This window comes from Alkalihalobacillus sp. FSL W8-0930, assembly GCA_037965595.1.
In the GTDB taxonomy this organism is placed as follows: domain Bacteria; phylum Bacillota; class Bacilli; order Bacillales; family Bacillaceae_D; genus Alkalicoccobacillus.
Genome location: CP150183.1, coordinates 424,639 through 451,137 on the forward strand (window position 1 = coordinate 424,639; position 26,499 = coordinate 451,137).

General features: G+C 41.6%; 22 protein-coding genes and 1 riboswitch. Of the genes, 20 read left to right on the top strand and 2 right to left on the bottom strand.

The window, feature by feature from the left end:
* Position 1 precedes the first annotated feature (1 nt).
* The gene (locus NSQ54_02325; protein ID WYP26971.1) at positions 2–1,714 is read left to right on the top strand and encodes an ABC transporter ATP-binding protein; all 1,713 of its coding nucleotides are present in this window, start codon (positions 2–4) and stop codon (positions 1,712–1,714) included.
* A gap of 35 nt (positions 1,715–1,749) precedes the next feature.
* On the opposite strand, the gene NSQ54_02330 is transcribed toward NSQ54_02325, so the two are convergent.
* Positions 1,750–2,001, bottom strand: a complete 252-nt coding sequence (locus NSQ54_02330) for a GlsB/YeaQ/YmgE family stress response membrane protein (protein WYP26972.1) — start codon at positions 1,999–2,001, stop codon at positions 1,750–1,752.
* 177 nt (positions 2,002–2,178) lie between these two features.
* Here NSQ54_02330 and NSQ54_02335 point away from each other — a divergent pair, with 177 nt between their 5' ends.
* The 5 genes from NSQ54_02335 to NSQ54_02355 all read left to right on the top strand — a co-directional run bounded on the left by NSQ54_02335 (position 2,179) and on the right by NSQ54_02355 (position 8,129).
* Positions 2,179–4,296, top strand: coding sequence for an SEC-C domain-containing protein (locus tag NSQ54_02335; GenBank protein ID WYP26973.1), 2,118 nt, complete (start codon positions 2,179–2,181; stop codon positions 4,294–4,296).
* Between the two features lie 68 nt (positions 4,297–4,364).
* Positions 4,365–4,467: riboswitch (SAM riboswitch) on the top strand.
* Positions 4,468–4,625: 158 nt separating this feature from the next.
* A complete protein-coding gene (locus tag NSQ54_02340; protein ID WYP26974.1) occupies positions 4,626–5,654 on the top strand; it encodes a methionine ABC transporter ATP-binding protein in 1,029 nt (342 codons plus the stop codon).
* A complete protein-coding gene (locus tag NSQ54_02345; protein ID WYP28483.1) occupies positions 5,647–6,327 on the top strand; it encodes a methionine ABC transporter permease in 681 nt (226 codons plus the stop codon). Before NSQ54_02340 ends, NSQ54_02345 begins: the two co-directional genes overlap by 8 nt.
* A gap of 27 nt (positions 6,328–6,354) precedes the next feature.
* Positions 6,355–7,179, top strand: a complete 825-nt coding sequence (locus tag NSQ54_02350; protein WYP26975.1) for a MetQ/NlpA family ABC transporter substrate-binding protein — start codon at positions 6,355–6,357, stop codon at positions 7,177–7,179.
* Between the two features lie 176 nt (positions 7,180–7,355).
* Positions 7,356–8,129 (top strand): arylamine N-acetyltransferase, encoded by a 774-nt coding sequence (locus NSQ54_02355; protein WYP26976.1) that lies wholly within the window; start codon positions 7,356–7,358, stop codon positions 8,127–8,129.
* Between the two features lie 45 nt (positions 8,130–8,174).
* Here the strand turns inward: NSQ54_02355 and NSQ54_02360 are convergent, their stop codons facing one another.
* Complete coding sequence (locus NSQ54_02360; GenBank protein WYP26977.1) at positions 8,175–8,366, bottom strand: hypothetical protein; 192 nt, start codon at positions 8,364–8,366, stop codon at positions 8,175–8,177.
* A gap of 118 nt (positions 8,367–8,484) precedes the next feature.
* On the opposite strand from NSQ54_02360, the gene NSQ54_02365 reads away from it, so the two are divergent.
* From NSQ54_02365 to NSQ54_02430, 14 genes are all read left to right on the top strand, one after another.
* Positions 8,485–8,931, top strand: a complete 447-nt coding sequence (locus tag NSQ54_02365; protein WYP26978.1) for a DUF4385 domain-containing protein — start codon at positions 8,485–8,487, stop codon at positions 8,929–8,931.
* A gap of 474 nt (positions 8,932–9,405) precedes the next feature.
* A complete protein-coding gene (locus NSQ54_02370) occupies positions 9,406–10,920 on the top strand; it encodes an extracellular solute-binding protein (GenBank protein ID WYP26979.1) in 1,515 nt (504 codons plus the stop codon).
* Positions 10,921–11,001: 81 nt separating this feature from the next.
* Complete coding sequence (locus tag NSQ54_02375) at positions 11,002–11,961, top strand: sugar ABC transporter permease (protein WYP26980.1); 960 nt, start codon at positions 11,002–11,004, stop codon at positions 11,959–11,961.
* Positions 11,962–11,977: 16 nt separating this feature from the next.
* Positions 11,978–12,853, top strand: a complete 876-nt coding sequence (locus NSQ54_02380) for a carbohydrate ABC transporter permease (protein ID WYP26981.1) — start codon at positions 11,978–11,980, stop codon at positions 12,851–12,853.
* Between the two features lie 94 nt (positions 12,854–12,947).
* Positions 12,948–15,254, top strand: a complete 2,307-nt coding sequence (locus NSQ54_02385) for an AraC family transcriptional regulator (protein WYP26982.1) — start codon at positions 12,948–12,950, stop codon at positions 15,252–15,254.
* Between the two features lie 25 nt (positions 15,255–15,279).
* The gene (locus NSQ54_02390) at positions 15,280–17,604 is read left to right on the top strand and encodes a glycosyl hydrolase (protein ID WYP26983.1); all 2,325 of its coding nucleotides are present in this window, start codon (positions 15,280–15,282) and stop codon (positions 17,602–17,604) included.
* Positions 17,605–17,620: 16 nt separating this feature from the next.
* A complete protein-coding gene (locus tag NSQ54_02395; protein WYP26984.1) occupies positions 17,621–18,262 on the top strand; it encodes a DUF624 domain-containing protein in 642 nt (213 codons plus the stop codon).
* 78 nt (positions 18,263–18,340) lie between these two features.
* Entirely contained in the window at positions 18,341–18,922 is a 582-nt protein-coding gene (locus NSQ54_02400) for a GNAT family N-acetyltransferase (GenBank protein WYP26985.1), read from the top strand.
* A 32-nt stretch (positions 18,923–18,954) separates the two neighbouring features.
* Entirely contained in the window at positions 18,955–19,926 is a 972-nt protein-coding gene (locus NSQ54_02405) for a Gfo/Idh/MocA family oxidoreductase (GenBank protein ID WYP26986.1), read from the top strand.
* A 65-nt stretch (positions 19,927–19,991) separates the two neighbouring features.
* Positions 19,992–20,951, top strand: coding sequence for a carbohydrate kinase (locus NSQ54_02410; protein WYP26987.1), 960 nt, complete (start codon positions 19,992–19,994; stop codon positions 20,949–20,951).
* Positions 20,952–21,183: 232 nt separating this feature from the next.
* Complete coding sequence (gene codB / locus NSQ54_02415; GenBank protein ID WYP26988.1) at positions 21,184–22,410, top strand: cytosine permease; 1,227 nt, start codon at positions 21,184–21,186, stop codon at positions 22,408–22,410.
* A gap of 24 nt (positions 22,411–22,434) precedes the next feature.
* Complete coding sequence (gene codA / locus NSQ54_02420) at positions 22,435–23,688, top strand: cytosine deaminase (GenBank protein WYP26989.1); 1,254 nt, start codon at positions 22,435–22,437, stop codon at positions 23,686–23,688.
* A gap of 529 nt (positions 23,689–24,217) precedes the next feature.
* Positions 24,218–24,925 carry a response regulator transcription factor gene (locus NSQ54_02425; protein WYP26990.1) on the top strand — a complete coding sequence of 236 codons (708 nt, stop codon included), beginning with the start codon at positions 24,218–24,220 and terminating at the stop codon, positions 24,923–24,925.
* The gene (locus tag NSQ54_02430) at positions 24,922–26,463 is read left to right on the top strand and encodes a HAMP domain-containing sensor histidine kinase (GenBank protein WYP26991.1); all 1,542 of its coding nucleotides are present in this window, start codon (positions 24,922–24,924) and stop codon (positions 26,461–26,463) included. The genes NSQ54_02425 and NSQ54_02430 overlap by 4 nt, the downstream gene beginning before the upstream one ends.
* The last annotated feature ends 36 nt before the right edge of the window (positions 26,464–26,499 follow it).

Sequence of the window (26,499 nt, forward strand, 5' to 3'; positions counted from 1 at the left end):
ATTGGGAATATTCGTTTTCCTTAAGAAATACAAGGCAATGGTGGGGATCTCCGTTGTACTTGTGTTAATGGAATTAAGTGTTGAGCTGTTTCACCCGTACTTGCTTGCTCGAATGATTGATGATGGAATTATGCAAGGAGATATGGAAACGGTTGTATTTTGGGGAGTTATTATGATGGGCCTCACTCTCTTAGCCTTTGGTGCGGGGGTGTTGAATTCCTTCTTTGCAACGCATGCAGGTCAAAGTACTGGCTATGACATTCGAGAACAGGTGTATAAGCGAATCCAGTACTCTTCCTTTGATCGACTGAAGCAGTTTGCTACTTCTTCACTCATTATGAGACTGACAAATGATGTAACTCAAATTCAAAATAGTATCGTGATGACTCTTCGTTACATGCTACGTCCGCCTTTAGTCATCGTCGGTGCATTAACTATGGCTCTTATTATCAACTATCGCTTAGCTCTCGTTTTAGTTGTTGTAATACCGATTGTCATTCTGCTTGTTGGGTGGGTGTTCAAAAAGGGCGCAAATCAATTTAAGTTGGTTCAAACAAAGCTTGATGGTGTCAATCATGTGATGAGGGAGAATTTACTAGGGTTTAAACTCGTTAAAGCCTTTGTCAGGAGAAAAACGGAAGCGGCTCGGTTCTTAAATGTAAATAAGAGCCTAAGGGATAAGCTCATTTCTTCTTTGCGGTTAATGGAATTAACTCAGCCTGTTCTTTTACTTTTGATGAATGGATCCATTCTTCTTATCCTGTGGTTTGGCAGTGAGTCCATACCCACTGGAGCAATTCCTGTTGGGGATCTAGTTGCTGTTGTGAACTATGTTTTGCGTATATCTGCGGCACTTTCTTCCATTCCACTCGTGATCATGACCTTCTCAAGAGCGAAGGCTTCCTCCGAACGATTGACGGAGGTACTTGGAACGCTTGAAGAAGAAAAAACAGATGAATATGAAGTAGCTTCCAAACAAATTGCAGGGAACATTCAGTTTCAAGATGTCACATTTTCATATGAAGAAAAAGAGATTCCGGATATTGAGGACATTAACTTCCAGATAGAAGCTGGTCAACGCGTTGCGATTATGGGAGCAACAGGATCGGGCAAGTCTGCACTCTTCCAGCTGATCCCACGCCTGTATCGTCCAACATCAGGCGAGATCAGAATTGACGAGCAACCACTTGAATCCTTTAACGTCGTTCAGTTGAGAAAGCAAATAAGCTATGTTGCGCAGGAGACCTTTCTATTTTCAGGTAGTATTCGCGACAATATTTGTTGGGGCAGACCAGATGCAACAGACGAAGAGATGATTCAAGCGGCGAAGGACGCGCAAATTCATGATGTCATTATGAAGTTACCGAATCAATATGATGCGAATGTTAGTCAAAGAGGAAGTAACTTATCGGGTGGACAGAAGCAACGCATCGCTATAGCTCGAGCTCTCATTCGAAACCCTCGAATCCTGTTGCTGGATGATAGCACTAGTGCATTAGATGCGAAGACGGAGCACCGATTCTTGGTAGCTTTAAAACAGTATGAGTGCACAACTCTTATGATCACGCAAAAGGTGTCAACTGCTATGAAATCCGATTATATTCTAATCATGGATCAAGGACGAATTGTCGCACAAGGATCACATCAAGAACTAAAGCAAACATCGGACCTTTACCTTGCGATGCTTGCTTCACAACAAAAGGATGTAATCTAAAAAAGCTATCCTGACCAGGTCGGGATAGCTTTCCTTTATTTTTTTCGCATGGAACGAAAGATAAAACTAACGATTAAGACAAGAATAATCGCACCGAGTAATGCAGGGATAATAGCGAAACCACCCGCTGAAGGGCCCCAATCTCCAAATAACCAGCCACCAAGGTTGGCTCCAATAAAACCAGCAATAATATTACCAATAATACCAAACGGTACGCCTTTGCCTGTTATCGCTCCAGCAGCCCAACCAATTAAACCACCAATAATCAAACTCCATAGAAAGCCCATGTGAATTCCTCCTTTTCGTTTTTTCTAATGGGCTTAGTTTGACCAAGAGGTTCTATTCTATTCGTTCACAACTGTATTGCCGTTTTTCTAATAATATCCAATACTTATTTTTAAGCAGAAACCACCAAACGTATGTTACATTATAAGTTGATATAAAGCTTAATAGAGGTGTTTAGTATGGAAATGACAGTAGGTAGAAACGAACCATGTCCATGTGGCAGTGGTAAAAAATATAAGAAATGCTGTATGAATAAAAAACAAGTGACAGATATCAACCAAGCACGTGAAGAGCGTGTTGCACAACAAAAGCATCAGCTGACTAAAAAGCTGCAGGCTTTTATGGATAAAAAGGTTACATATAGCGAATTCTTAACCCTTCAATCAGAATTTCACCGTCGTTCAAATCGGTTAATTCCTGAACGTATTGAAGAAGGCTACGTGAACTTCTGGCTTAATTTCTTTTATGCCCACGAGAATGGGTTAACAGGAGTGAAGTGGTTCCTACAAGAAGAAGGACATCGTCTTCAATCAGCTGAGAAGGAATTAGCAGAACAATGGACAACGCTTAAGCCACGCCTGGTACAAGCCGTAAATCAAGTTGAGCAGGAGATCGTCTTCCTGGACCTTTACACAGAAGAAACCTTTAAGATGACGAAGGATACAGAGAACCTCCCAACCTTCAGACCTTGGTACGGGACAATCGGTTTAATTGAATTCTTTGGGGAAACACCTTTCTTTAATGGCATTCGAATTCTTCAAGGACCGGATCACGTAGAACGCGCTAAGATTGCTGTTAATGAGTTAATGGCTGAACAAAAGGTTTCACATGAGGAAGCCATGACACAGTACTTCCCAGAAGTATTAGGAGCATTACTTGCGAAGGAACAACGTCCGTTTACAATGAGCCAGTCAAAAATGACTCAAATAACAATTGAAGCAAATGTAGAACAAACTCAGACGTTTGCCACTTTACTTAAAGACCGTGATGAATTTGTCGTTTACGATTGGCGCGATCAGCAAAAGCACTTAACACAAGCAGAAAACTGGGCTACGTATAAAGACAGTGCGGTTGATAGCGAAGTGTTGATGGCTGATGCAGTAGCGACGCTTGAGTTTTCTGGATCTCACATGACGTATACCACCTATACAAAAGAGAAGGCAGAATGGTTTAAACAACTGCTTGAGGCTTATCCGCAGTTTGTGGGTAGTTTAGAGGAATCAGTTAAAACGCAACCAGCTGGAGCTATGGCCTTTTCGAATAAGCTATTGCAAATGACAGGGGAGCCACCAGAATATTTTGCTCTCTACGCGGAACAAGCTAAGTCCTTTGACTTAAGCGCTCCAATCCCAGCACTTGATCAGCACAGTATCTATGAGCTGGTTGATAACAACCAAATGGATGCGGCTGAGAGCTGGTTTAGACAAAGTGAGTTTAATCTTTATGATCAAGTGATTTCGAAGTATCAAACTGTTGATGTTACGTTTGATATCAATCATTTCCGTAAAGAGGCTGGCTTACCTGAGTCTCCGTTTGTTACTCAAAAAGAGAATCGAGAAAGTAGTATCAAACCAATCTACTATCACAACAATCAATTCCTTTCTGTAAAACAAGAGGATATCGAGACATATGAAGACTTAGGATTTAGTCCAAATACCGTTGATGCATTTTACCATGATCCGATTTTGCGCTTCTTCAAAGAGAAAACAGATGGAAAGGCAGCAGGTACGGTTCGTAAATACCGGACAAGCTTATTTACCATTCGTTATTCACTAGAAGTACAACGAACGAAGGATTGGTCTGATTGCACAAAAGACTTCTGGAAAAAACACTTACTCATTGATCTATTTGAAAATGATGTCATTAGCCAAACACAGGTGAAAGACCTATTAAGTACAATTAAAGCATTTACGAAGTGGCTTGATCAAAACGCGGGAACAACAACCCATGCAGACGCTTCTGCAGTTTGCTCGGAGCTTGAGTCTTCCCTTATTGAAGCTGTTAAAGTGTATAATCTCTCGTCCGATTCAGGTCGATTCTCCCTACCTCAGTATCAGAAGGTTGAACCTGAAGCAACAGGTGGATTATTCAAAGTAACAGAAGTGACTGAAGATCGTGTTCAAGTGAAGTCGATGGATACAAAAGATACATTAACCTTTGTTTTACCGAAAAAGGCTCAAAACTTAGTGAACGAAGGTTTAATCCTTGAAGCAGTTGTGGAAGAAGCTGAAGATCAGCATGCTGAGCTTGCAAAATTGCTGAATGTTTATCCTAAAGAAGCGTATCAGTACCTGTAAAAAGGAAATAGCACTTGTCAGATTCGACAAATTCTGATATTGTGTTTTTAACACAACACAACCACATATTCTTATTAAGAGGAGCAGAGGGACTGGCCCGATGATGCTTCAGCAACCCCGCAATTGCGGAAGGTGCTAATTCCTGCAGGTGAAAGACCTGGACGATAAGAGCTGAATGACTTACCACAACCATTTCAACCCTCTTATTTTAGCGAATAAGAGGGTTTTTATTGTTTTTAGGAAAACATGAGAGTAAAGGTAAGAGATCGCTTTCAAACCTAGTATCCTCATCGATATAGAAATTTTTATAAGGAAGGCAGGTACGACCATTGATTGAATTTAAAGGAGTCAGCAAGGTATTCAAAACAAAAGATCGCGAAGTAAAAGCACTTGATGATGTGACCTTTCGTGTAGAAAAAGGGCAAATCGCAGGTGTCATTGGATTTAGTGGGGCTGGGAAAAGTACATTAATAAGGAGCGTCAACTTGCTTGAACGCCCAACGGATGGGGACGTGATCGTAAACGGCCAAAGCATTATGTCATTAAAGGGAAGCCAATTACAAAAGGCCAAGCGCGATATTGGTATGATCTTTCAGCACTTTAATTTGCTTCAATCAAAAACAGTGTTTGAGAATGTAGCTGTACCCTTGCGACTTGTTCGTACACCTCAAGCAGAAGTGAAAAAGCGTGTAGCGGAATTGCTTGAATTTGTTGGATTATCAGATAAAGCGGAAAGCTACCCAGAACAACTTTCTGGAGGACAGAAGCAGCGTATTGGAATTGCTCGTGCACTTGCATCAAATCCAGCCGTCCTTCTATGTGATGAGGCCACGTCAGCACTTGATCCAGAAACAACTAGTGCGATTCTCCAGCTTTTGAAACGAGTGAACACAGAATTTAATGTGACGATTTTAATCATCACTCATGAAATGGGCGTTATACGAGAAATCTGTGATCGTGTAGCCGTAATGGAATCAGGACGAATCATTGAAGAAGGAACGGTCCTCGATGTTTTCTCAAAACCACAGCATCAGACAACGAAGAACTTTGTTCGTTCCGTCGTGAATGATCAAATTCCAGCAAGCGTGAGACGTATCTTGGAACAAGGTTCGGAAAAAACAAGAATCTACAAGATTGAGTTTATTGGTGAATCCTCAGGGAAACCACTTTTATCTGAGCTTGTAAGAAAATTTGACGTCGATGTTAATGTTCTTTTTGGAAACATTACAGAAATTCAGGACACACCATTCGGAAGCTTAACTGTTGAAGTGCAAGGTGAACCCGAGTCACTAGAAGCGGCATTTCAATTTATTTTAGACAAAGAGTTACTTGTATCGGAGGTGAAACTTGATGCTTGAGAGCCTACCAGAATCCATTAGACCAAATATCTCAACGGATATACTGATCACCTCCCTTTATGAAACGTTATATATGGTGTTCTTATCCTTACTGTTTTCAGCGATTATCGGTATTTTACTTGGTGTTGTACTAGTTGTGACACGTAAAGGGCATATTCTTGAATGTACTTGGCTTTTTAATATATTAAATCCGATTATTAATGTGCTGCGGTCAGTACCATTTATTATTTTAATGGTAGCGATTATTCCGTTCACTCGTTTTATTGTTGGAAGTGCTGTTGGAATGGAAGCGGCCGTAGTACCGCTCGTTGTCTACGCAGCACCGTACATTGCCAGGTTAATTGAGAACTCACTACTTGAAGTCGATCCCGGCATCATTGAAGCGGCTGATTCAATGGGAGCATCAAAAGCTCAAATTATCTTCCGCTTCTTACTACCGGAAGCAAAAGGCTCACTCATTTTAAGTATTACCACAGCTACGATTGGACTTGTTGGTGCAACAGCAATGGCAGGTGCGATTGGAGCAGGTGGAATCGGTAATGTCGCAATCACTTATGGTTATCAGCGTTTCGATAACGCTACAATGGTCATCACAGTTATCTTATTAATTGTTATGGTACAAGGCTTGCAATCACTTGGAAACTTACTTGCTAAGAAATCAAGAAGAAGATAAAACAGAGAGAAAAGGGTGGAGAGTATCATGAAAAACACATTAAAATTATTGGTAGCAGGACTTGGAATTGCAGCACTTACTGCATGTGGTTCAGGAGATGAAGAGACAGTTAAAATCGGTATCGCAGGAACAGATGCGCGTCAGTGGGATTTTATCTCTGATATCGCAAAAGAAGAAGGTATTAACATTGATATCGTAAGCTTTAATGACTATGTTCAACCAAACCAGGCGCTTGCGGACGGCGATATTGATGCAAATGCGTTCCAAACGGTATCTTATTTTGATAACTTCAGAGAAGAAAATAACATGGACTTAGAAGCCATTGGTACAACAATTCTTGCACCACTTGGTATTTATTCTGATCGTTACGATTCAATTAAAGACATTCCAGATGGAGCGGAAATTCTAATTGCGAATGAAGTAACAAACCAAGCGCGTAACCTTATGCTTTTACAAGAAGCAGGATTGATTGAGCTTGATGATGACTTTGGTGTAACAAGTGGATTAGATAAAATTAAAGACAACCCGAAGAATCTTAAACTGACAGAGATCGTTCCTGCTAACGCCCCGCGACTAATGCAAGACGTAGATGCAGCTGTTATTAATAACGGAATTGCTGTTGATGCTGGGCTAAGCCCAACAGAAGATTCACTTGCTCGTGAAGATGAAACAGCAACACCTTACATCAATATCATTGCTGCACGCGGAGACAATGCCGACGATCCAACGCTTCAACGTATCGTTGAAATTTATCAATCAGATGAAGTAAAAGAATACATTGAAGAGGAATACAAAGGAGCAACGATCCCAACGTTTATTTCTCTAGAGGAATTAAATAGCTACCCACGTTAAGATGAAAAAAAGGAGTGTCTGATTAGACGCTCCTTTTTCTATGATCTACATCAAAAGGCTTAGATATGATCATCAGTTTAACCCACGTAATAAGCATGTACGTAAGGTAATCTTAATCAAAAGGAAGTGATGGTGTGAAAGATAATCAATGCCTAACATACTTAAGGATTATGAAAATGGAGTTAAGGAAGCCAACATATGACTACCTGCACCAACTATGTCATGCTCACCTTCATACATTTGCATTTGAAAACATTAGTAAGCTGATCCTAACAGCTTCAGGTGAAGATTGGATACCATCTATAGAGCAATATATTGAGAATTACTTGCTGCACCATTATGGAGGAACCTGCTATACTCTGAACTCTTCATTTATGCACTTATTACTTAAAATTGGGTTTAACTGTTCACCAGTTAAAGTAGGAAAAGATCATTTAGCGATTATCGTATCATTAAACGAATCAAACTATTATGTAGATGTAGGGTCTGCAGCACCAATTTTTAAGCCGATTAACCTTGACTTAGTTGAACCCTCCATCAGAAAGTTTGGCTCTGAGAAGATACAAATTATACGGAATGATTTAGGATATGAATACGTGAGATGGAAGGGAAATCAAAAGCGAGATATGGATTGGACGTTTAACATGCGTAATAGAATTCAGGTGGATACGTTTAAGCCTGTTTATCATAGGTCAATTCAACCTGAGGCTTCGTTTATGAAGATTCTCCGTTGTAAAATATGGCAGAATAATCGTGGGCGATCACTTTCATTAATCAACAATGAATATACGATAGAGTATAATAACGGAACGAAAACAACTACGTATATATCTTCGGTTAGTGAGATGGAAAATTTGCTTGATAAGCAATTTAATTTAAAGCGCATGCCAATAAAAACTGCAATTGAATTACTGGAGAGACATGGGATAGATATATTTCAAAGAAAATGAGAAACAAACCGGGGCAAGCTAAGGCGTCCCGGTTTGTTTGTCGTTCTATTCTTTTTCTGCATTCTTTTCTTTTGTCTCAGCTCTTCTTGTAAAGAAGATGCTAATTAGAACGATCGTAGCTAAGATAAGCAACAGTGTTGGTGAGATTGTGATAAAACCAGCAATATGCAAAATAGCCAACACTAGAAGAACCACATTCATCAGGATTCGGATCGTTCGTAATACATTCATATTCACTTGATAACACCTCATTTTATAAAACCGATCTACTTATACTATAAATCAATGCTGTGCTGTTTTCCATAGACGTGTGAATGCAGCCGGATTCGGGTACCTGAAGGGTGAGGTGAAGAAAATGGGATACTACGATTCAGTTGACTTTGATAATACGGACTTTCGCAAAGAACCACACAAGTACAAGGTCGGGCGCGGGGAGCAAGGTGTCTTAATGGTTGAGCCATATAAAGGAGAAATTTTACCTAATTGGCGGTTCAAAACACCTGATATTGCTCAGGAGTCAGCGGATACGATTTATCAGCAATACTGTGATTATAAAGAAAACGATGATTTTGTTGGAATGGATATGGCACGAAAGTTTTTACAGATGGGCTACACAAGAGCACGTCGCTACGCTAACTATCCCGGTGGCAAAAAGTACGACAAGAATGGAGATCTAAACGAGCGCGATATTGATCAAACAAAAGCCAAATCAGCAGAGATTTTCGAAGAGAAATGGATCACTGTGCGTGAGGACGAAGAGTACTTAAAGATGAAGAAAGAGCATCAGAAGAAGTATGGATGAAGAGAGTGAATAGAAACTTCTACTCCATATTAAACAGCTTAGGGTGTAATAAAAAATAGCAAATACGAATAGCGAATGATTCTAGGATCGAATCATTCGCTATTCGTATTTTTAACAAAATAAGCGGAAGGAGAACCCGAGACTCCTGCGGTAAAATACGTGGTGAAGACACTGTAGCGGCGTATTTTCCGCGGAAGGGGCTGAGGCCGTATCCGCGGAAAGCGAGGGATTCTCCTGTAGCGGATGAATTGCTACAATTGTAATTTCTATTCTAAATAACTTTGATATCCTAGGTTCTTTTTGCCGTGTGTCAAAAAAGTATTAGTGTGCAAAAAAGTATTAAGAACGATTGAAAGTACTGATACATAGCGATTAACGAGTACAAAAATTAACTATTGTCTGTAAGGTTAGTCCATTCTATATTTGAATGGCAGAACATGACAATACTGCAAAGTTGAGAGGGGGACGTTTTAGATGTTTAGAGGGAAAAAGGCAAAGCTAGGCTTGTCCTTATTTAGCGCAGGAGTAGTACTTCTTGTAGGCTGTAGTGAAAAAGGATCTTCTACTGAAGGTGGTGAGGAAGGTGCATCTATCGAAACAATCGATATTATGACGATGAGCTACACACCAGAGCCTCCGCAGAATGATAGTCTGGTTATTAAAGAACTGGAAGAGCTGACAGGTAAGAAAATGAACATGTTATTTGTTCCTTCTACAACGTATGGTGATCGATTTAATGTAACACTCGCTTCAGGAAATCTTCCTCATGTGATGCTTGGCGATAAGAGTCCAAGTTATATAAGTGCCGTACGTGACGGTGCTTTTTGGGATTTGACGGACTATCTAGATGACTATGAGAATCTCAAGATCAACGATATTGTAAAAGAAAATGTTTCCATTGAAGGTCGTGTTTATGGGATTCCACGGGCTAGACCTCTTGGTAGAAATGCTGTGGTCATCCGGAAAGATTGGCTTGAAAACCTAGGAATGGATATGCCGGAAACATTAGAAGACTTTCATGAAGTTTTGAAAGCGTTTACTTATGATGATCCAGATGGAAATGGTGAGGATGATACGTACGGAATGGCGATATCAGAATTTGAGGGTCCTTGGGATATCATGCAAACGTGGTTTGGTGCACCAAATAAATGGGGTTTTGATGAAAGTGGCGAACTCGTACCAGACTTTACAACAGATGAGTACCGCGAAGCGATTAAGTGGTTCAATCAAATTTTTGAAGAAGGTTTGATTAATGAAGACTTTGCTATTATGGATCCAACGCAATGGACCAATCCAATGGTCAACGAAGAAGTTGGATTAATTGTTGATGTGGCGGACACGGCTGGTCGAATGAACAAAGCGATGACGGATCGAGATCCAGAGCTAGATGACGTTCTAGATGTCTTTGGTGCGGTCAGTGGGGACCATGGCTTAGTCACCAAACCAACAACAGGTTATCACAGCGTATTCTCTGTTTCAAAAACATCGGTAAAAAATGAAGAAGAGTTAAAAGAGGTACTGCAATTCTTAAACGATCTAAACTCTGAAGAAGCTCAGAACCTTACGATTAATGGAATCGAAGGCCGTCACTATGAGGTAGAGGATGGTAATTTAGTGAGCCTCGTTGCTGATGATGAGAAAAAGCGCAATGAGTTTCAGGATTTAAACCAAATTCAAATGTACCTTCCTGAAGAGAAATTCTTAAAGCCAGAGGAATCAGAGCTAACAAAACGTTCAAATGTTGTGATGGTTCAAAACGAAGAAATTGTGCTCCCGGATCCAGCGTATCCACTCGTATCAAAAGTTTATGCTCAACGTGGTCAACAGCTTGATAACATCATCGGAGACGCACGTATTCAATACATTATTGGCGAATTGGATGATGCGGGATTTGACGAAGCCGTTCAAACGTGGATGAGTTCTGGTGGTGAGGACTACGTAAAGGAAATAAATGAATTATACAAAGAAGCCCAATCTGGGTCGAATTAAACGACGTTCCTAAGGAGGCACAGTTCACGTGTAGTCGACCTGTGCCTTTTGTATAGGAAAAAAGATGATGGAGGTGGCTCTGTGACGAGGCTAAAAGGTGAACCTGCACTTCAAGCACCGGTAAACGTATCACCAAAAAGATCAAGATTTCAAAGGATCTTACGAGATAAATGGATGTATCTGCTGCTTTTACCCGGTGTGATCTATTTTCTCTTATTTAAAATCCTGCCAATGTGGGGTGTCTTACTTGCCTTTCAGAATTACTCGCCCTTTCTTGGGTTTTGGGGGAGTGAATGGGTAGGGTTTGAGCATTTTCAGCGATTCTTTAGTGATCCCGACTTTGTCAGGTTGATGAGAAATACAGTGATTTTAGCGATTTACGATTTGATCTTCTTCTTTCCGGCACCAATCATTTTAGCTCTATTGTTAAATGAAGTAAGAATATCGATCTATAAACGAACCATTCAGACCTTGGTTTATGTGCCGCACTTTATGTCGTGGGTGATTATCGCTAGTATTTCGTACGTGTTCTTAACAACAAGCGGAGGGATCATCAACGTTTTAGTGGAACGGTTAACAGGAAGTCAGATTTCATTTCTTTCCCATCCTGATTGGTTCAGACCCATGATCATTGCCCAGATTATTTGGAAGGAAAGTGGTTGGGGAACGGTTATCTTTTTAGCTGCTTTGGCGGGTGTAAGCCAGGAGCAATATGAAGCAGCTATTGTGGACGGGGCAGGACGTTTCCGGAGAATGTGGCATGTGACGCTTCCGGCATTAAGAAGTACGATTGTCATTCTACTCATTCTGAGACTAGGGAATTTCTTAGATCAAGGGTTCCAGCAAATTTATCTAATGACAAATTCATTAAACCGTGATGTAGCTGATGTATTTGATACGTATGTGTACTTTATGGGGATTACTCAGGGTGCCTTTAGTTACAGTACCGCGGTTGGTTTATTTAAAGCCGTCGTAGGAATTATTTTAATCTTTGGAGCAAATCATTTAGCCAAACGATTTGGTCAAGGCGGTATTTTCTAGAAAAGGAGGAAAACAGGTGAAGATTCATAACACTCCTGCAGGACGAGTTTTTGACGTATTTAATCATATCATTCTATTATTCATTGGGCTGGTGACCTTTCTTCCATTTGTCTATATTGTTGCTGGTTCATTTGCTACAGAATCTGAAGTGATAGAGCGATCCTTTTTTATCTGGCCCCAAACCTTTTCATTAAATGCGTATGAATATATCTTTTCAACAACAACTTTTGTTCGGAGTATTGGAGTATCCGTCTTAGTTACGATTGGTGGAACAATTGTCAGCTTGTTTCTCACTTTGACGATGGCTTATCCGCTTTCTCGAAAAGGATTAATCGGGCGAAACATGCTGTTGAACATGATTATTTTCACTATGGTATTTAGTGGAGGAATGGTTCCTACCTATATGGTTGTTCGTACACTAGGTTTACTTGATTCATTGTGGGCATTGATTCTTCCCCTTGCCATCAATCCGTTTTACTTAATCATTGTGAAGAACTTTTTTCAAATGCTTCCCCATGAATTGGAGGAATCAGCCAAGATTGATGGGTGTTCGGAGATAGGCATCTTTTGGAGAATTGTTCTTCCTCTCTCTAAACCGGTGATTGCAACATTCACATTGTTCTATGCTGTCTTTTACTGGAACGACTTCTTTCAGGCGCTTCTCTACATTAGTGATAGTAGCAAATGGCCGGTACAGCTTTTGCTTCAGCAAATCATGAATGTTGCGGATACGCGTCTTGGTGGAGAGGTGGATACAATGTTCCAGGAACCTCCAGCTGAGACCTTAAAGCTCGCGGTGATTGTCGTTGCAACATTACCAATCTTATTATTCTATCCGTTCTTGCAGAAACATTTTGCGAAGGGTATTTTGATTGGATCGGTTAAAGGGTAACCTATAAAAATTGGAAAAGACTTCTTTCCTGACCTCTCGTGCTATAGAATAGAATGTACAAGTCTCTAGCCGCTATACGAGAGGAGGAATCAAGTTGAACCTGATTAAGCGAGTTAAGAGAGGGTGGAGTCGAGAGTACTTTAGAAAGAACTTTTTGCTCATCTTAATTATTGCGTTTATACCAGGAATCATTTCAGGTGTAGGAATTCAATGGTTTGGGGTCACGACCGTTAAAAAAGAATTGAGAGAACGTCACACGATTCAGATTGCGGAGACCGCTGAAATGGTTGATGACCAACTTGAATATCTTGAACTATCACTCTCCTATTGGGCGTTTGAAAAACGGTTTGGACCTGATTTAATGGACCGTAACTTTGTAAAAGACATTCTTGAAACAAGAGATATGATGCAGCTGCTTACAGTGATCCAAGGGAGTCATCCTCTAATTGAACGAGTGGAGCTATACATTAATAAAGACGATGAACCGCTCTTATTTAGTCCATTCTATAGTAAGGTAAAACCTGTAGAATACGCATATTATCAATCATTATTAAAATCCGACCATTCAATGGGCTGGGCTCATACACAACAGCCACGTTCAGATAGAGAAGAGTCTACCATATTAAGTCATTCCATTCCGGGTGCAAGTCAAATGCCGCTTGGTTTGCTTAGTGTGACACTCGATCAGAAGAAGTTTGGTCAACTCATTCAAACATTAAAAACAGATGAGCAAGGAATCACCTTTCTGATGAATAGTCGTCAGCAGATGATTGTGCCTGAAACCGACTCAAGTAACACTTATTTTGTAAGCGCTTTAAAAAATGAATTGACCCAGCTTGAAGATAGCTCAGGTTCCATTGAATATGTCTATAACGGCCACAGTTACTCTGTTTCCTTTGGGCAGTTTGACCGAGTGAATGATGAATGGACCTACGTATCTGCTGTCCCTTTGTCAGCCATAACTGCTCCTATTGAATGGATTTCAAGGAGCATTGTTATCATCTCAATAACTGGATTAGTGGTTGCGCTGATCTTGACCTGGTTTGGATCACAAACGATTTATCGTCCGGTAGAACGCTTAATTGAAAAGGTTCAGAAGGAAAACGCGGGAGATGAGTCCATTAATCCTCAAGGCGAGTTCACCTTGTTAGAAGAAGGGTTTACCCAACTCTATCAAGAAAGGCAACGACTCAAATCAAGATTAACATCTGAAACACCGCAGCTTCAAAAAAGCTTTCTGATTCAACTGAGTCAAGGGTACTTGTACCAACAAACGAAGCAGCAATTAACGGACCGGATGGAGAACTATGGATGGAAGATTGATCAGCATGTTTTTAGAGTGATAGATATTCAGGCAATTGGGTTAGAAGAAGGAAATCATAGTTTTATAACAAGTGATGAAGGGTTAATTACGTTTTCGATTCAAAATATCGTCGAAGAGCTTTGTGAAAAATACTTTGATCAATTTTCAGTACTGGATAACTACGATTTGTCTGTTAGCTTGTTTTTGATTGAGCAGCCATCTCAGACAAAAGAGATGCGCTCCTTTGTGCAGGAGTTAACCTCCCTTGTGAATCGACTTTTGAAGCTTCAACTCATTATTTCAGTAAGTGAGCCATCCAGTCAGGTTAAACGAATCCATGCACTGTTTGAAGAAACCAGGCAAGGCAAATACCAGCGGAGGTTTAAGAATCAAAACCAGATCCACTTTTTAGAAGAAACGCAGATGGAGCATAAGCGTAACCAGGCAAGCTACCCTTTTGAAGTAGAACGTGAGGTGGTTCAATCCATTCGCAAGGGTGATCGAGAGGAGATCCATCATCAACTTGAGCGATTCCTAAACCAATTAGTCGCAGATGCAAAAACGTGGGAGAACATTCAAATGGGGATGTTGCAGTTATTTAGTCGGATTCAGCACGAGATTCTTCATTCAGATATTCATTTAGAAGAGATCTTCTCAAACCGAAATCTGTACGCGGAGCTGAGTGTGATAAAAGAACCTGTGCGAATGTTAAATTGGCTAGAAACGAATGTGATTGAACCTTACCTAGCCCATCTAAAAGAACGTGTAAACCAAGAGGTGAAGGGTCTGGTGGAGAATGTCATTGATTATCTAAAATCTTCGTATATGCATGATATCTCACTTGATTACTGTGCAGAGAAATTCGAAACCAATGCACACACATTAAGTCGTAGCTTTAAAAAAGTAACTGGAATCAAATTTATTGATTATCTGACAGATCTTCGAATTGAGCACTCCAAAAGATTGCTTATTGAAACCAACCTGAAGATTCATGAAGTAGCAGAACAAGTCGGCTACAGACATAGTTATTTTAATCGAATCTTCAAAAAATCGGTGGACCTCTCACCGAGTGAGTTCCGCAAAAAGTTTGGACAATAAAGACATTGGGGCAGGAGGATCATTGATGACAACTCTTAGAGAACAGTTTCTTCATCCACCAAGTGAATTCACCCCCGTTCCTTTCTGGTTCTGGAACGATACGCTTACACATGAAGAGATCAAGAGACAGATACACCAATTCTATGAAAAAGGAGTTGAAGGGTTTGTGATTCACCCTCGACTCGGACTTCCGAAAAATATTCGTTATCTATCAGATGAGTTTATGTCCTATGTGAGGACAGCAGTGGCAGAGGCGAGTTGTTTGTCCATGAATGTCATGTTATACGATGAGGCAATGTATCCATCGGGCTCTGCACATGGCCGTGTCGTACAGGATGATCCTATATTTGCAAGCAGAGGACTTGAGATGATTAAGATACAGCCAGGGGAAGGGCTGGAGTTGGCCCGAGATGAACGGTTAGTCTCGCTTCAACTCATTGAAGAAGTAAACGAAGATCTAATGGTTGAGATCCTGTCTTATCAAGCGTTTAGAACGAACCCTCCAAATAAGCTAGTCTATGCATTTGTTGATAAGCCATCAAATGGAACGATTCGAGGTGTACATGTCGGGGAGGACGACGGGGAACCAGAGGCACCAGCTTCAGCTGACTTACTGAACCCATTAGCTGTTCAGTCATTTATCCATCACACACATGACGTGTACAAACGATACGTCGGAAAGTGGCTGGGGACAACGATCACTGCATTTTTTACCGATGAACCAGATATTCTCGGACGAAATTCATCAGAGTCCTTAAGACCATGGACGGAGAATTTCCTTGAAGACTTTAAAAACCATGGTGGTAAGGAGGAAGAATTAGCTGCCTTATGGCTCGATTGCCGAGCTTCCGAAACGGTTCGCTGTCGCTTCAATCAAGCAGTTAACGAACGGTTATCTACGGTTTATTACAAGCAGTTAGCTAGCTGGTGCGAAGAAAACGGCATCGCATTAACAGGACACCCCGCAGCGAGTACAGACATTGGACTGTTAAAGCATTTCCACATTCCCGGTCAGGACGTCGTCTGGAGGTGGGTGGCACCGGAAGATCATAAGGCATTGGAAGGGCCACATTCAACAGCCGCAAAGTGTGGTGCTGATGCAGCAAGGCACGCTGGTAAACGCCGAAATTTAAATGAGTTTCTAGGTGTGTGCAGTAAGGAGGGGGATTGGACACTGACAGCGGACGATATGAAGTGGTATATCGATTGGTTAGCCGTTAGAGGAGTTAATCTCTTTTGTCCACATGCCTTCTACTATTCCGTTTCAGGGATGGAGCGAAGTCATGAGCGACCACCTGATGTTGGTATGCACAATAGCTGGTGGCCCTATTACAATCAATTCTCAACCTATATGAAGCGGTTAAGCTGGCTGATGACCGACTCTGTAAACCAGGCAAATATAGCTGTGCTCTGCACAGAAGACAATTTACCATCTACTTCCATTAAGTCTCTCTATGAGCATCAAGTTGAGTTTAACTATTTGGAGGAGAATCTATTAGATCAAGCTTCAATAGTGGAAGGAACACTTGTGATCGGTAACCAACGCTATCAAACGGTGCTTGCTCTGGAAGAAATGATGGTAAAGGAAAAAACGAAGGATTGGCTACATGCCTTTAAGCAACGTGGGGGAAGCGTCATTCATTATGCAGATCCGCTTTTAGACTGCACTTTAAAGCTTACTAAGCACTCTCCTGACATTCGGGTCACACATGTGAAGAAGGGCGGGCAATCCTTTTATCTCCTTGTAAATGAGGGAGAGGAGCGTTACGAAGGGACATGTGCGATCGATACGTCTTCACTACAAGCGTGGAATGCGTGGACTGGGACCATTGCCCTTGTGAAGAAACAATCGAATGATTTGTTTGAGTTTGAACTTGGACGCCGCGAAAGTCTCATCCTTGTTCCTACACAGGATACCGCAACAAAGAAAAGAATAGACACCGATCAATCTAGTTCAGTTCTAATGATACCAAATGAAGGCTGGGAGATCGCCTGCTGCGAGGAGCAACTAGACCATACAAAGCTCGTATCATGGACAACATGGGGACAGGATTGGTCTCATTTCTCTGGAACGATTCAGTACAGGGTAAAAGTGGATCTCACTCGCGAACAATGTTCTCTTTTTAATAAGCTTGATGCTGGCGCACTGTTTGAAATAGCGGAGCTTTGGATAAATGATCTCCATATTGGTAATAAGCTTTGGTCCCCGTATCAGTTCCACATACCAGGTAGTGTGCTAAAGGAAGGTCAAAATAAAATCGTTCTGATCGTCACGAATAGTAAAGCAAACGAAATGGATCAGGTTGCAAAAGAATCTGGATTACTTGGACCTGTTCTGCTAACCAATTAGTGAGGAGGGTTGCCAAATGCTAGGTCAAGGAGTAACAGGTGGAATCTACGCGGTTGGCGAAATCTTTTTATTTCTAGTGAAATTAAACGTACTGTGGTTAATCGGAACAGTTGCAGGGCTGCTGCTCTTTGGATTTGGACCAAGTACATTAGCCATGTGTGATGTGATCAGGCGATGGATGAGAAAAGAGGCAGATGTGCCTGTGTGGCGAACATTTTGGCAACAGTATAAAACGTATTTTTTAAGAGGAAATGGATTAACGTTTGTGCTAATCCTTGGCGCTTTGATGATCTATGTGAACACCACCTTTTTTATAGTGGACTCTGCATGGGTAGTCATCTTTGTCCGATATGCTTTATTTCTTGTAGCGGCGTTATTAGTACTCACAGCCCTGTATGTCTTTCCGGCAACCGTTCATTTTGACCTTACGCTGTTGGATTCATTAAAGCAGTCATTTTTCATTGCGTTGTATATGCCGCTACGTACGCTATATATGGTTGCGGCCGTCCTGACGGTTTATCACATTCTCTTCTTGTTTCCAGTGCTTCTCTTTCTGTTTGGAATCAGCTTTTTTTGCTTTATTCAGCTCTACATTGTCTTACGTACCTTTGCGAAATTAGAGTTAAAGCAGGCAAGCATGACATCTGCTCCTGCGTAACGTTCGATGCAAAAGTTTAGTATAGGACCTGCTCGTGACACTTATACTTTGTGTATAGAAGTGAAACGGGGTGTACGTATGCTGAACATGCTGCCTAATGTGCCACAATCATTTGTAACTGAAAGGCTCTTTATTAGACTCCCTATGCCTGGTGATGGAAAAGCCGTCTATGAAGCGCAGCAAGCTTCATTAAAAGAAATGCTGCCATGGATCCATTGGGCCCATTACCAGACGACCGTAGAACAAACGGAAAATGGAGTCAGGTATGCGCACGAACAATTTATGCGAAAGAAAGACTTACGACTTCACTTATTTGATCGTCAAACAGGCGTGTTTATAGGCTCATCCGGCCTTCATAATATTAACTGGTCTGTGCCAAAGATGGAGATTGGCTACTGGATGGATACGCGTCATAGTGGAAAAGGCTACATGACAGAAGCTGTAGCAGGCATTACAGGCTTTGCCTTTCAACAACTGGGCGTACATCGTCTTGAAATTCACTGTGATCCTGCAAATACATTAAGTAGAGCGATTCCTGAGAAGCTAGGCTACGAACTAGAAGCCATCTTAAAGCAAAACAGCCTTTCCACCGATGGCAGATCTTATCGTGACACATGCGTTTACGCCAAACTAAAGATAAATGGAAATAGCATGGGGTAGCTGAACGTCCCCGTGCACGAGAGGGGAAGGGAATGAAAAAGGTAAAAGCTATACAAGTTGGGTTAGGTGGTTTTGGCAGGTCGTGGCTGGATCTGCTGCTTGCACATCAGGAAGTAGAGATTGTTGCGGTGGTTGATCAACAGCTGGACCGTCTAACCGAGGTTCAGTCATATCGACTGTTCACTTCTTTTGAGGAAGCGCTAAGTGAGGTCTGCGCAGACTTTGTATTAATCGTTACGCCACCTAAATCACATAAAGCATTAGCAGAGCTTGCATTAAAGGCTGGATTACATGTCATGATGGAAAAACCCCTGACAGATACAGAGGAAGAAGCAGAAGAACTTTTAACCTTTAGTCGTTCCTTTAATCAGCACGTGATGGTCAGTCAAAATTATCGTTGGAACTCGCAAATTCAAACAGTGAAGCAGTTAATCTCAACAGGAGAGCTAGGCTTCATTGAATACGTTGATTACGATTTTAATAAGGCGACACGCTTTGGTGGCTGGAGAGATGAGTACGAGGAAATTCTCCTTCAGGATATGGCCATTCATCACTTTGACTTGCTCCGATACGTGTTAGATGATGAAGCCGAATCAATTCAGGCTGCAAGCTTTAAGCCCTCCTGGAGCTGGTTTAAAGGGAATCCTCATGCAGATGTAGCGATCCATTTTAAAAAGGGGACACGTGTTCAATACCGGGGTAGATGGGCTGGGTTAGGAAAGAAAACGACATGGAATGGAACCATTCGTTTTGTTGGTGAGAAGGGAGCCATCGAGCTGGTTGATGATCGTTTATTTTACTATAAAGGAGAGATAGATGAGCCGGTCGAGATGCCTCTTGTTACACTCTCAAAATCAGACCGAATGATCTCATTAGACACATTCGTTCAATCGATTAAGCACAACACTGTTCCACCTACCTCGATTGAAGATAACATAAAGAGTCTACAATTAACTTGGGCAGCTATCGAATCATCACGAACTGGCGAACGTATCAACCTCTAATCTCTCTATCTTCTGCCATTCATGCTATAGTAATAGCAGAAGATGAAGAGGCGGAGGGGATGAGGATGGGAAATCAGAACGGAGTCATTTCGCTCGGGGAACTGTTGGTTGATATGATTCCAATAGATCAAGAAAATACTACTTATCAAAAAAGTCCTGGTGGTGCTCCTGCAAACGTGGCAGTAGGAGTAAGCCGTCTGGGTGTAGAGAGTTATTTTATCGGGTCTGTTGGCTCGGATCTCTTAGGAAACTTCCTGAAAAAAACACTGCAATTCTTTGGCGTGCATACGCATGGATTAAAGCAAACAACGCTTGCCAAGACACCACTTGTATTTGTGGAGCTTGCTGAGGACGGCGAGCGCAGCTTTGAATTCTTAATTGATCAAAGTGCAGATCAACTGCTTTCTGCAGATGATTTGGACGAATCACTTTTTAAGCAAGCTAAGATCTTACATATCGGCTCGATCTCAACCATTCATCAAACAAGTCGTGCTGCCACCCATAAGGCTATCCACCTTGCAAAAGAAAATGGAATGCTTGTTTCCTTTGATCCAAACATACGTCTTTCTCTTTGGCCGGACGAGCTTTCTGCGCTAGAACAAATAAAAGCTGTCCTGCTTACAAGTGATATTGTGAAGCTGTCCGAGGAGGAGCTTGAATTTCTAACAAGTGAAACTGATGAAACAGCAGCAGTGTTAAAGCTGAAGGATTATGCAATTCCCTTACTCATCATTACAAAGGGTGAGCAAGGCTGCTCCTTTTACACCAATACTCATAAAGTAAATATTCCCGCTTTTAAAGTGAGTACAGTGGATACCACAGGTGCAGGAGACGCGTTCGTTTCAAGTGTTCTTGCCGAACTGAATCATTCAAAGGTTGCACTGCAGGAGCTTCAACCAGAGACACTCAAACAGATTGGTACGTTCGCCGCTGTCTCGGGTGCACTCACTGCCTCAACAAAAGGTGCCATGACCGCTTTGCCAACACGTGAAGAAGTGCTCGCTTTTTTGGAGCGTGAGCGATAAAATAAAGAATGTCAGATAATTTGACAAGTGTCGTATTTTGGCGAATTTCGTATGATATACTTCCATCAAACATATAGTAAGCATCTCAGGGTTCCGCTCAATTTTCATACATAAGAGGGGTCAGGTCCGGGGAAGCGGCATCTTTGATGCTTAAACTGGGAGGAAAAGTCCGGTGAAGAATCCATTGATTCTTCCCGGGCTTTTTTGCTAAGAATGAATGGAGGAAGTAAAGATGGGTAAGGATTATGTAGATCATGATTTTGCACTGGAGGCTGTAGCAGCATCGCACAGAAGAGGTTTCTGGAAAATGGCGATGCTGATGGTAGGCTTTACGTTTTTCTCAGCAAGTATGCTCGCAGGAGGGACACTCGGGCAAGGACTGACATTTTCACAATTCATTATCACCGTTCTTATCGGAAATCTTCTGCTTGGCGCATACACAGGCACGTTGTCATATATCGCTTCGAAAACAGGATTATCCACACACTTGTTAACACGATATTCATTTGGGCATCAAGGCTCTTATCTTCCTTCGTTTCTGCTTGGTATCACACAAATTGGCTGGTTTGGGGTTGGCGTTATGATGTTTGCGCTCCCCTTTCAAAAGGTTACTGGAGTTAATATTTGGCTTGTTATTATTGTGGCGGGCATCCTAATGACTGCGACCGCCTACTTAGGCATACGCGCATTAACAATCCTTAGCTTTGTGGCTGTACCTGCCATTGCTGTTCTTGGAACCATATCAAGTACTCGAGCTGTAAGCTCAATGGGTGGGTTTGAAGAATTAATGGCCTACCAGCCACTGGAAACAATTGGGATTGCTGCTGCCATTTCGATTTGTCTCGGCTCCTTTATTAGTGGCGGAACACTGACACCAGACTTTGCACGATTTGCTAAAACTAAAAAGATCGCCGTGTCGACCACACTGCTTGCCTTCTTCCTTGGAAACTCCTTAATGTTTTTATTTGGAGCGATAGGAGCCATTTCAACAGGACAAGCAGATATTTCAGAAGTGATGTTCACGCAGGGACTTATCATACCCGCACTCATCATCTTAGGTCTTAACATTTGGACCACTAACGATAATGCGTTATATGCATCAGGACTTGGCTTTGCAAATATTACAAAGCTACCTAAAAAGATACTTGTGATTTTTAACGGCATGCTCGGTACATTACTAGCTATGTGGTTGTACAACAACTTCATGAGCTGGCTAAACTTTTTAAATTTAACCTTACCTCCAATTGGAGCCATCCTCATCGTTGACTATCTTATTCGGAGCAAAGGTCAGAATGGAAAGCTTGAGGAGAGCTCTGTCCCTGTTCGTTATCAGGCCATTGTTGCTTGGTTCATTGGGTTACTATGCGCCTTATTCATACCAGGCATCCCGCCGCTCAACTCGCTACTCGGGGCCGGTATTAGTTATGTAGTTATTAGCAAGCTAACAGAGAAGAAATAAACCAAACAGAGAGAGGGACCAGAGATGATTATTAAAAATGCAACCTTACGAGATCGCGAAGGTAAATGGGATCTACTTATAAGTGACAAGGCAATCGAAAAAATCGATCGTCGTATTGAGGTGGAAGGAGAGGATGTACTAGATGCAGGTGGAAATATGGTCCTTCCGCCATTTATTGAGCCTCATATCCATCTAGATTCAACGATGACAGCTGGAGATCCAAATTGGAACCAGTCCGGAACTCTCTTCGAAGGCATTCAACGCTGGACCGAACGAAAAGAAAAGTTAACGCATGAAGACGTTAAACAGCGTGCGAAGAAAGCATTGACGTGGCAAGCTGCACAGGGAATTCAATTTGTACGCACACACGTTGATACAACAGACGAAAACCTAACAGCGTTTAAAGCACTTCTTGAAGTAAAAGAAGAAATGAAGCATTTAGTAGATGTACAGCTCGTAGCCTTTCCACAAGAAGGCATTCTCTCTTATCCAAAAGGAAAAGAACTTCTTGAAGAAGCTATTCAACTAGGGGCTGATGTGGTTGGTGGTATTCCTCACTTTGAAATGACAAGAGAAATGGGTGTCGAGAGCATCAATATTTCCTTTGCCCTAGCCGAAAAATATGGCAAGCTCTTAGATTTCCATTGTGATGAAATCGATGATGAACAATCTCGTTTTGTAGAAGTAGTCGCAGCAAAAGCCTACCAAACAGGTCTGGGCTCTAAAGTCACAGCTTCACACACAACAGCGATGCACTCTTACAATAACGCCTATGTCGCTAAACTCATGCGTGTATTCAAGATGGCAGACCTAAACTTCGTCGCCAATCCACTAGTCAACACGCATCTTCAAGGACGCTTCGACAGCTATCCAAAGCGCCGCGGCATTACAAGAGTAAAAGAACTTCAAGAAGCAGGACTCAACGTCTCCTTTGGACACGATGACATCTTTGATCCATGGTATCCACTTGGAACAGGCAATATGCTGCAGGTTCTGCACATGGGCCTACATGTCACACACCTAATGGGATACGATCAAATTAAACAATCCATTGATTTCATCACAACCAACAGTGCCAAAGTACTCAACATCCAAGACCAATACGGAATCGAAGAAGGCAAACCAGCAAACCTCATCATCATGGGTGCACCAGACGAATTCACGATGATTAGACAGCAAGCGCCTGTCCTCTACTCCGTACGAGCAGGAAAAATCATCGCCCAAACAAAACCAGCAGATAGAATGGTTGATGGGGACGAAGTAGAATTTACGATATAAGATGTGAAGATCGCCCTTGGCGATCTTTTTTTGTTGTGGTGGCGGGGAGGAGAGTGCGCGGGGATGAGGGTGCGGAGCGGAATGCGCAAAAAAGCGGGGTCCATGCTCAAAAAAAGCTAAGGTGCGCAAAAAAGCAGGGTGCATGCTCAAAAAAAGTTAAGATGCGTAAAAAAGCAGGGTGCATGCTCAAAAAAAGCTAAGGTGCGCAAAAAAGCAGGGTGCATGCTCAAAAAAAGTTAAGATGCGCAAAAAAGCGGGGTGCATGCTCAAAAAAAGCTAGAATGCGCAAAAAAGCAGGGTCCATGCTCAAAAAAAGTTAAGATGCGCAAACCCCCGCAGCACCCGCTCAAAAAAACTACATGCATAAATAAACTCAAGCCCTCCTCCTCACCTAATACGGCACAATTCCCAATCATTCTTAAACTCTCCAGCGATTTCTTAAGAATTTCTTCAGTTTTTCAGTACTGGAAACTTCAGATATGGGGGGTACAATAGGACTATGAAGAACAGGTTGAGCGGAGGTTAGACAATGGCAGATTACACAGTCATGGTTGTGGATGATGACAAAGATATTCGTGACGGCATTGATATCTATTTAAAGAATGATGGATACCGGGTGCTCCAGGCGGAAAATGGGCGAGAGGCACTAAATCTACTTGAAATGAATGAGGTTCATCTTCTTATTTTAGATATCATGATGCCCGAGATGAATGGAATTGAGGCTACATTTAAAATAAGGCAGGAACGAAATATACCGATTATTATGTTGAGTGCGAAGTCTGAGGAAACAGACAAGATTCACGGTCTATCGATTGGCGCGGACGATTATATCACAAAGCCATTTCATCCAATGGAGCTGATGGCACGGGTGAAATCGCAAATGAGAAGATATACACAGCTTGGCACGTATGAAAAAAAGGATACAGTTATAAGAGTAGACGGACTGACCCTTGATCAAGAAGCAAAGTGTGTCCAACTTGATGGGGTTACGATCAAGTTGACTCCTATTGAATATCGCATAACTGAGCTACTTATGAGACATCTTGGACGTGTGTTTTCGATTCATGAAATCTACGAGAGAGTGTGGAATGAACCTGCTTATAACTCTGAAAATATCGTTGCTGTTCATATACGCAAGATCAGAGAGAAAGTCGAAGTCGATCCTAAAAATCCTCGTTATGTAAAAGTAGTTTGGGGCGTAGGCTATCTGATTGAAAAGGAGGCGAATCGATCATGAGAGAGCATTTTGGAAAAACGATTAGTTGGAGTTTGTTGTTGGGAATTGCGCTTGTGGGTGTGTTCAGTCTGTTAAACAATATTGGCGACATAGGATCTCTTGTATATGCTGTATTTAATTTTATGGATTTTACGACTCCTTTAATCATAGTACTTGGAGTCGCAGCAATCTTCTTTTTAGCTACTTCCTTTAAGCTTGACCTTGACTGGTTTGAAGATAATTCCATGAGGGGAAATTATAAAAAAATTTCTCTTGATGTTCGTTTAATCATTTTAGCAGTAACATTGATGTTCGACTTTTTCTTTTTCTTAGGAGCAGGTTTGGATTCCTTTAGTAGTCTAAATTATATCGATATGGGCTTCTTTATCATCTTCGCCCTCTACATCTTTTTCATCTGGCTCGCACTTCACCAAATAGTATGGCTTTATCTTGAGATTAACGATAGCACTTATTTAATCGAGGGATTAAAACAAGGAGTTGTTCTAAGAACGTATCGAACCATTCGCGACGCTTTCTCAAATATAACTTTGTTGTTTAAGTTACTCGTTTTTATACTTGTTATTTTTGTATGGGGAATTGGTTCGATATTCTTAGCCATTGCTCCGAGCGATACATCAGCAATCCTGTTTATATTGTGTACGTTATTCGTAGGCATACCAACCCTCATACTCTTCCTACTAAGACTCGGCTACCTTAACCAGGTCATCAAACAAACCGAGCAGCTCACAAACGGAACGCTTCGTGCACCTTTAGAGATAAAAGGGCATTCATTTATCACCACTCATGCTAAACATATCAATCAGCTGCGTGAAGGCATTTCAACCTCAATGAATGAGCAGGCAAAAAGTGAACGGATGAAGACAGAGCTTATTACAAATGTCAGTCACGACTTACGAACTCCGTTAACATCAATTATTACGTACACGGATCTACTGAAAAACCCTGACTTACCAACAGAGGAGAGACAATCGTATGTGGACGTTCTTGCGAGAAAGTCTGAGCGATTAAAAGTTCTTATTGACGATTTGTTCGATGTGTCAAAAATGGCAAGTGGTCAAATTGAGTTAAAGAAAGCTAATATTGAGTTGAAGCAGCTGATTCAACAAGCGATTGTCGAGCATCAGGAAGCTTTCGATCAGGAGCAGTTAGATTTGCGCTTGAACATGCCGGATGACGAGTTGTTTGTGTATGTAGATGGGCAGAAATGCTGGCGTATGCTCGATAATCTTTTATTGAATGTCTCAAAGTATTCGCAACCGGGTACGCGTGTATATTTAACAGTAACGGAACAAGACGAACAAGTAGACATTGTGATCAAAAACATCTCGCGCTTTGAACTAAGTGAGAATCCTGAGGAATTATTTGAGCGCTTTAAGCGTGCTGATGAAGCTCGTCACACAGAAGGATCAGGACTCGGCCTGGCTATTGCGCAATCCATTGCTGAACTACATGGTGGTCAATTAAATCTGGACATTGATGGTGATTTGTTTAAAGTAACCATTCATCTAAATAACCAAAGAGAGCTTCGTTCTAACTGAACGGAGTTTTTTTTCTGTGACATTTGCGAAACGCAA

Coding starts and splice junctions, on each gene's coding strand:
- NSQ54_02425 (WYP26990.1), top strand. CDS start 24,218: ATGGCAGATTACACAGTCATGGTTGTGGATGATGACAAAGATATTCGT.
- NSQ54_02395 (WYP26984.1), top strand. CDS start 17,621: ATGCTAGGTCAAGGAGTAACAGGTGGAATCTACGCGGTTGGCGAAATC.
- NSQ54_02400 (WYP26985.1), top strand. CDS start 18,341: ATGCTGAACATGCTGCCTAATGTGCCACAATCATTTGTAACTGAAAGG.
- NSQ54_02345 (WYP28483.1), top strand. CDS start 5,647: ATGCTTGAGAGCCTACCAGAATCCATTAGACCAAATATCTCAACGGAT.
- NSQ54_02355 (WYP26976.1), top strand. CDS start 7,356: ATGGAGTTAAGGAAGCCAACATATGACTACCTGCACCAACTATGTCAT.
- codB (WYP26988.1), top strand. CDS start 21,184: ATGGGTAAGGATTATGTAGATCATGATTTTGCACTGGAGGCTGTAGCA.
- NSQ54_02430 (WYP26991.1), top strand. CDS start 24,922: ATGAGAGAGCATTTTGGAAAAACGATTAGTTGGAGTTTGTTGTTGGGA.
- NSQ54_02365 (WYP26978.1), top strand. CDS start 8,485: ATGGGATACTACGATTCAGTTGACTTTGATAATACGGACTTTCGCAAA.
- NSQ54_02410 (WYP26987.1), top strand. CDS start 19,992: ATGGGAAATCAGAACGGAGTCATTTCGCTCGGGGAACTGTTGGTTGAT.
- NSQ54_02350 (WYP26975.1), top strand. CDS start 6,355: ATGAAAAACACATTAAAATTATTGGTAGCAGGACTTGGAATTGCAGCA.
- NSQ54_02370 (WYP26979.1), top strand. CDS start 9,406: ATGTTTAGAGGGAAAAAGGCAAAGCTAGGCTTGTCCTTATTTAGCGCA.
- NSQ54_02330 (WYP26972.1), bottom strand. CDS start 2,001: ATGGGCTTTCTATGGAGTTTGATTATTGGTGGTTTAATTGGTTGGGCT.
- codA (WYP26989.1), top strand. CDS start 22,435: ATGATTATTAAAAATGCAACCTTACGAGATCGCGAAGGTAAATGGGAT.
- NSQ54_02335 (WYP26973.1), top strand. CDS start 2,179: ATGGAAATGACAGTAGGTAGAAACGAACCATGTCCATGTGGCAGTGGT.
- NSQ54_02390 (WYP26983.1), top strand. CDS start 15,280: ATGACAACTCTTAGAGAACAGTTTCTTCATCCACCAAGTGAATTCACC.
- NSQ54_02405 (WYP26986.1), top strand. CDS start 18,955: ATGAAAAAGGTAAAAGCTATACAAGTTGGGTTAGGTGGTTTTGGCAGG.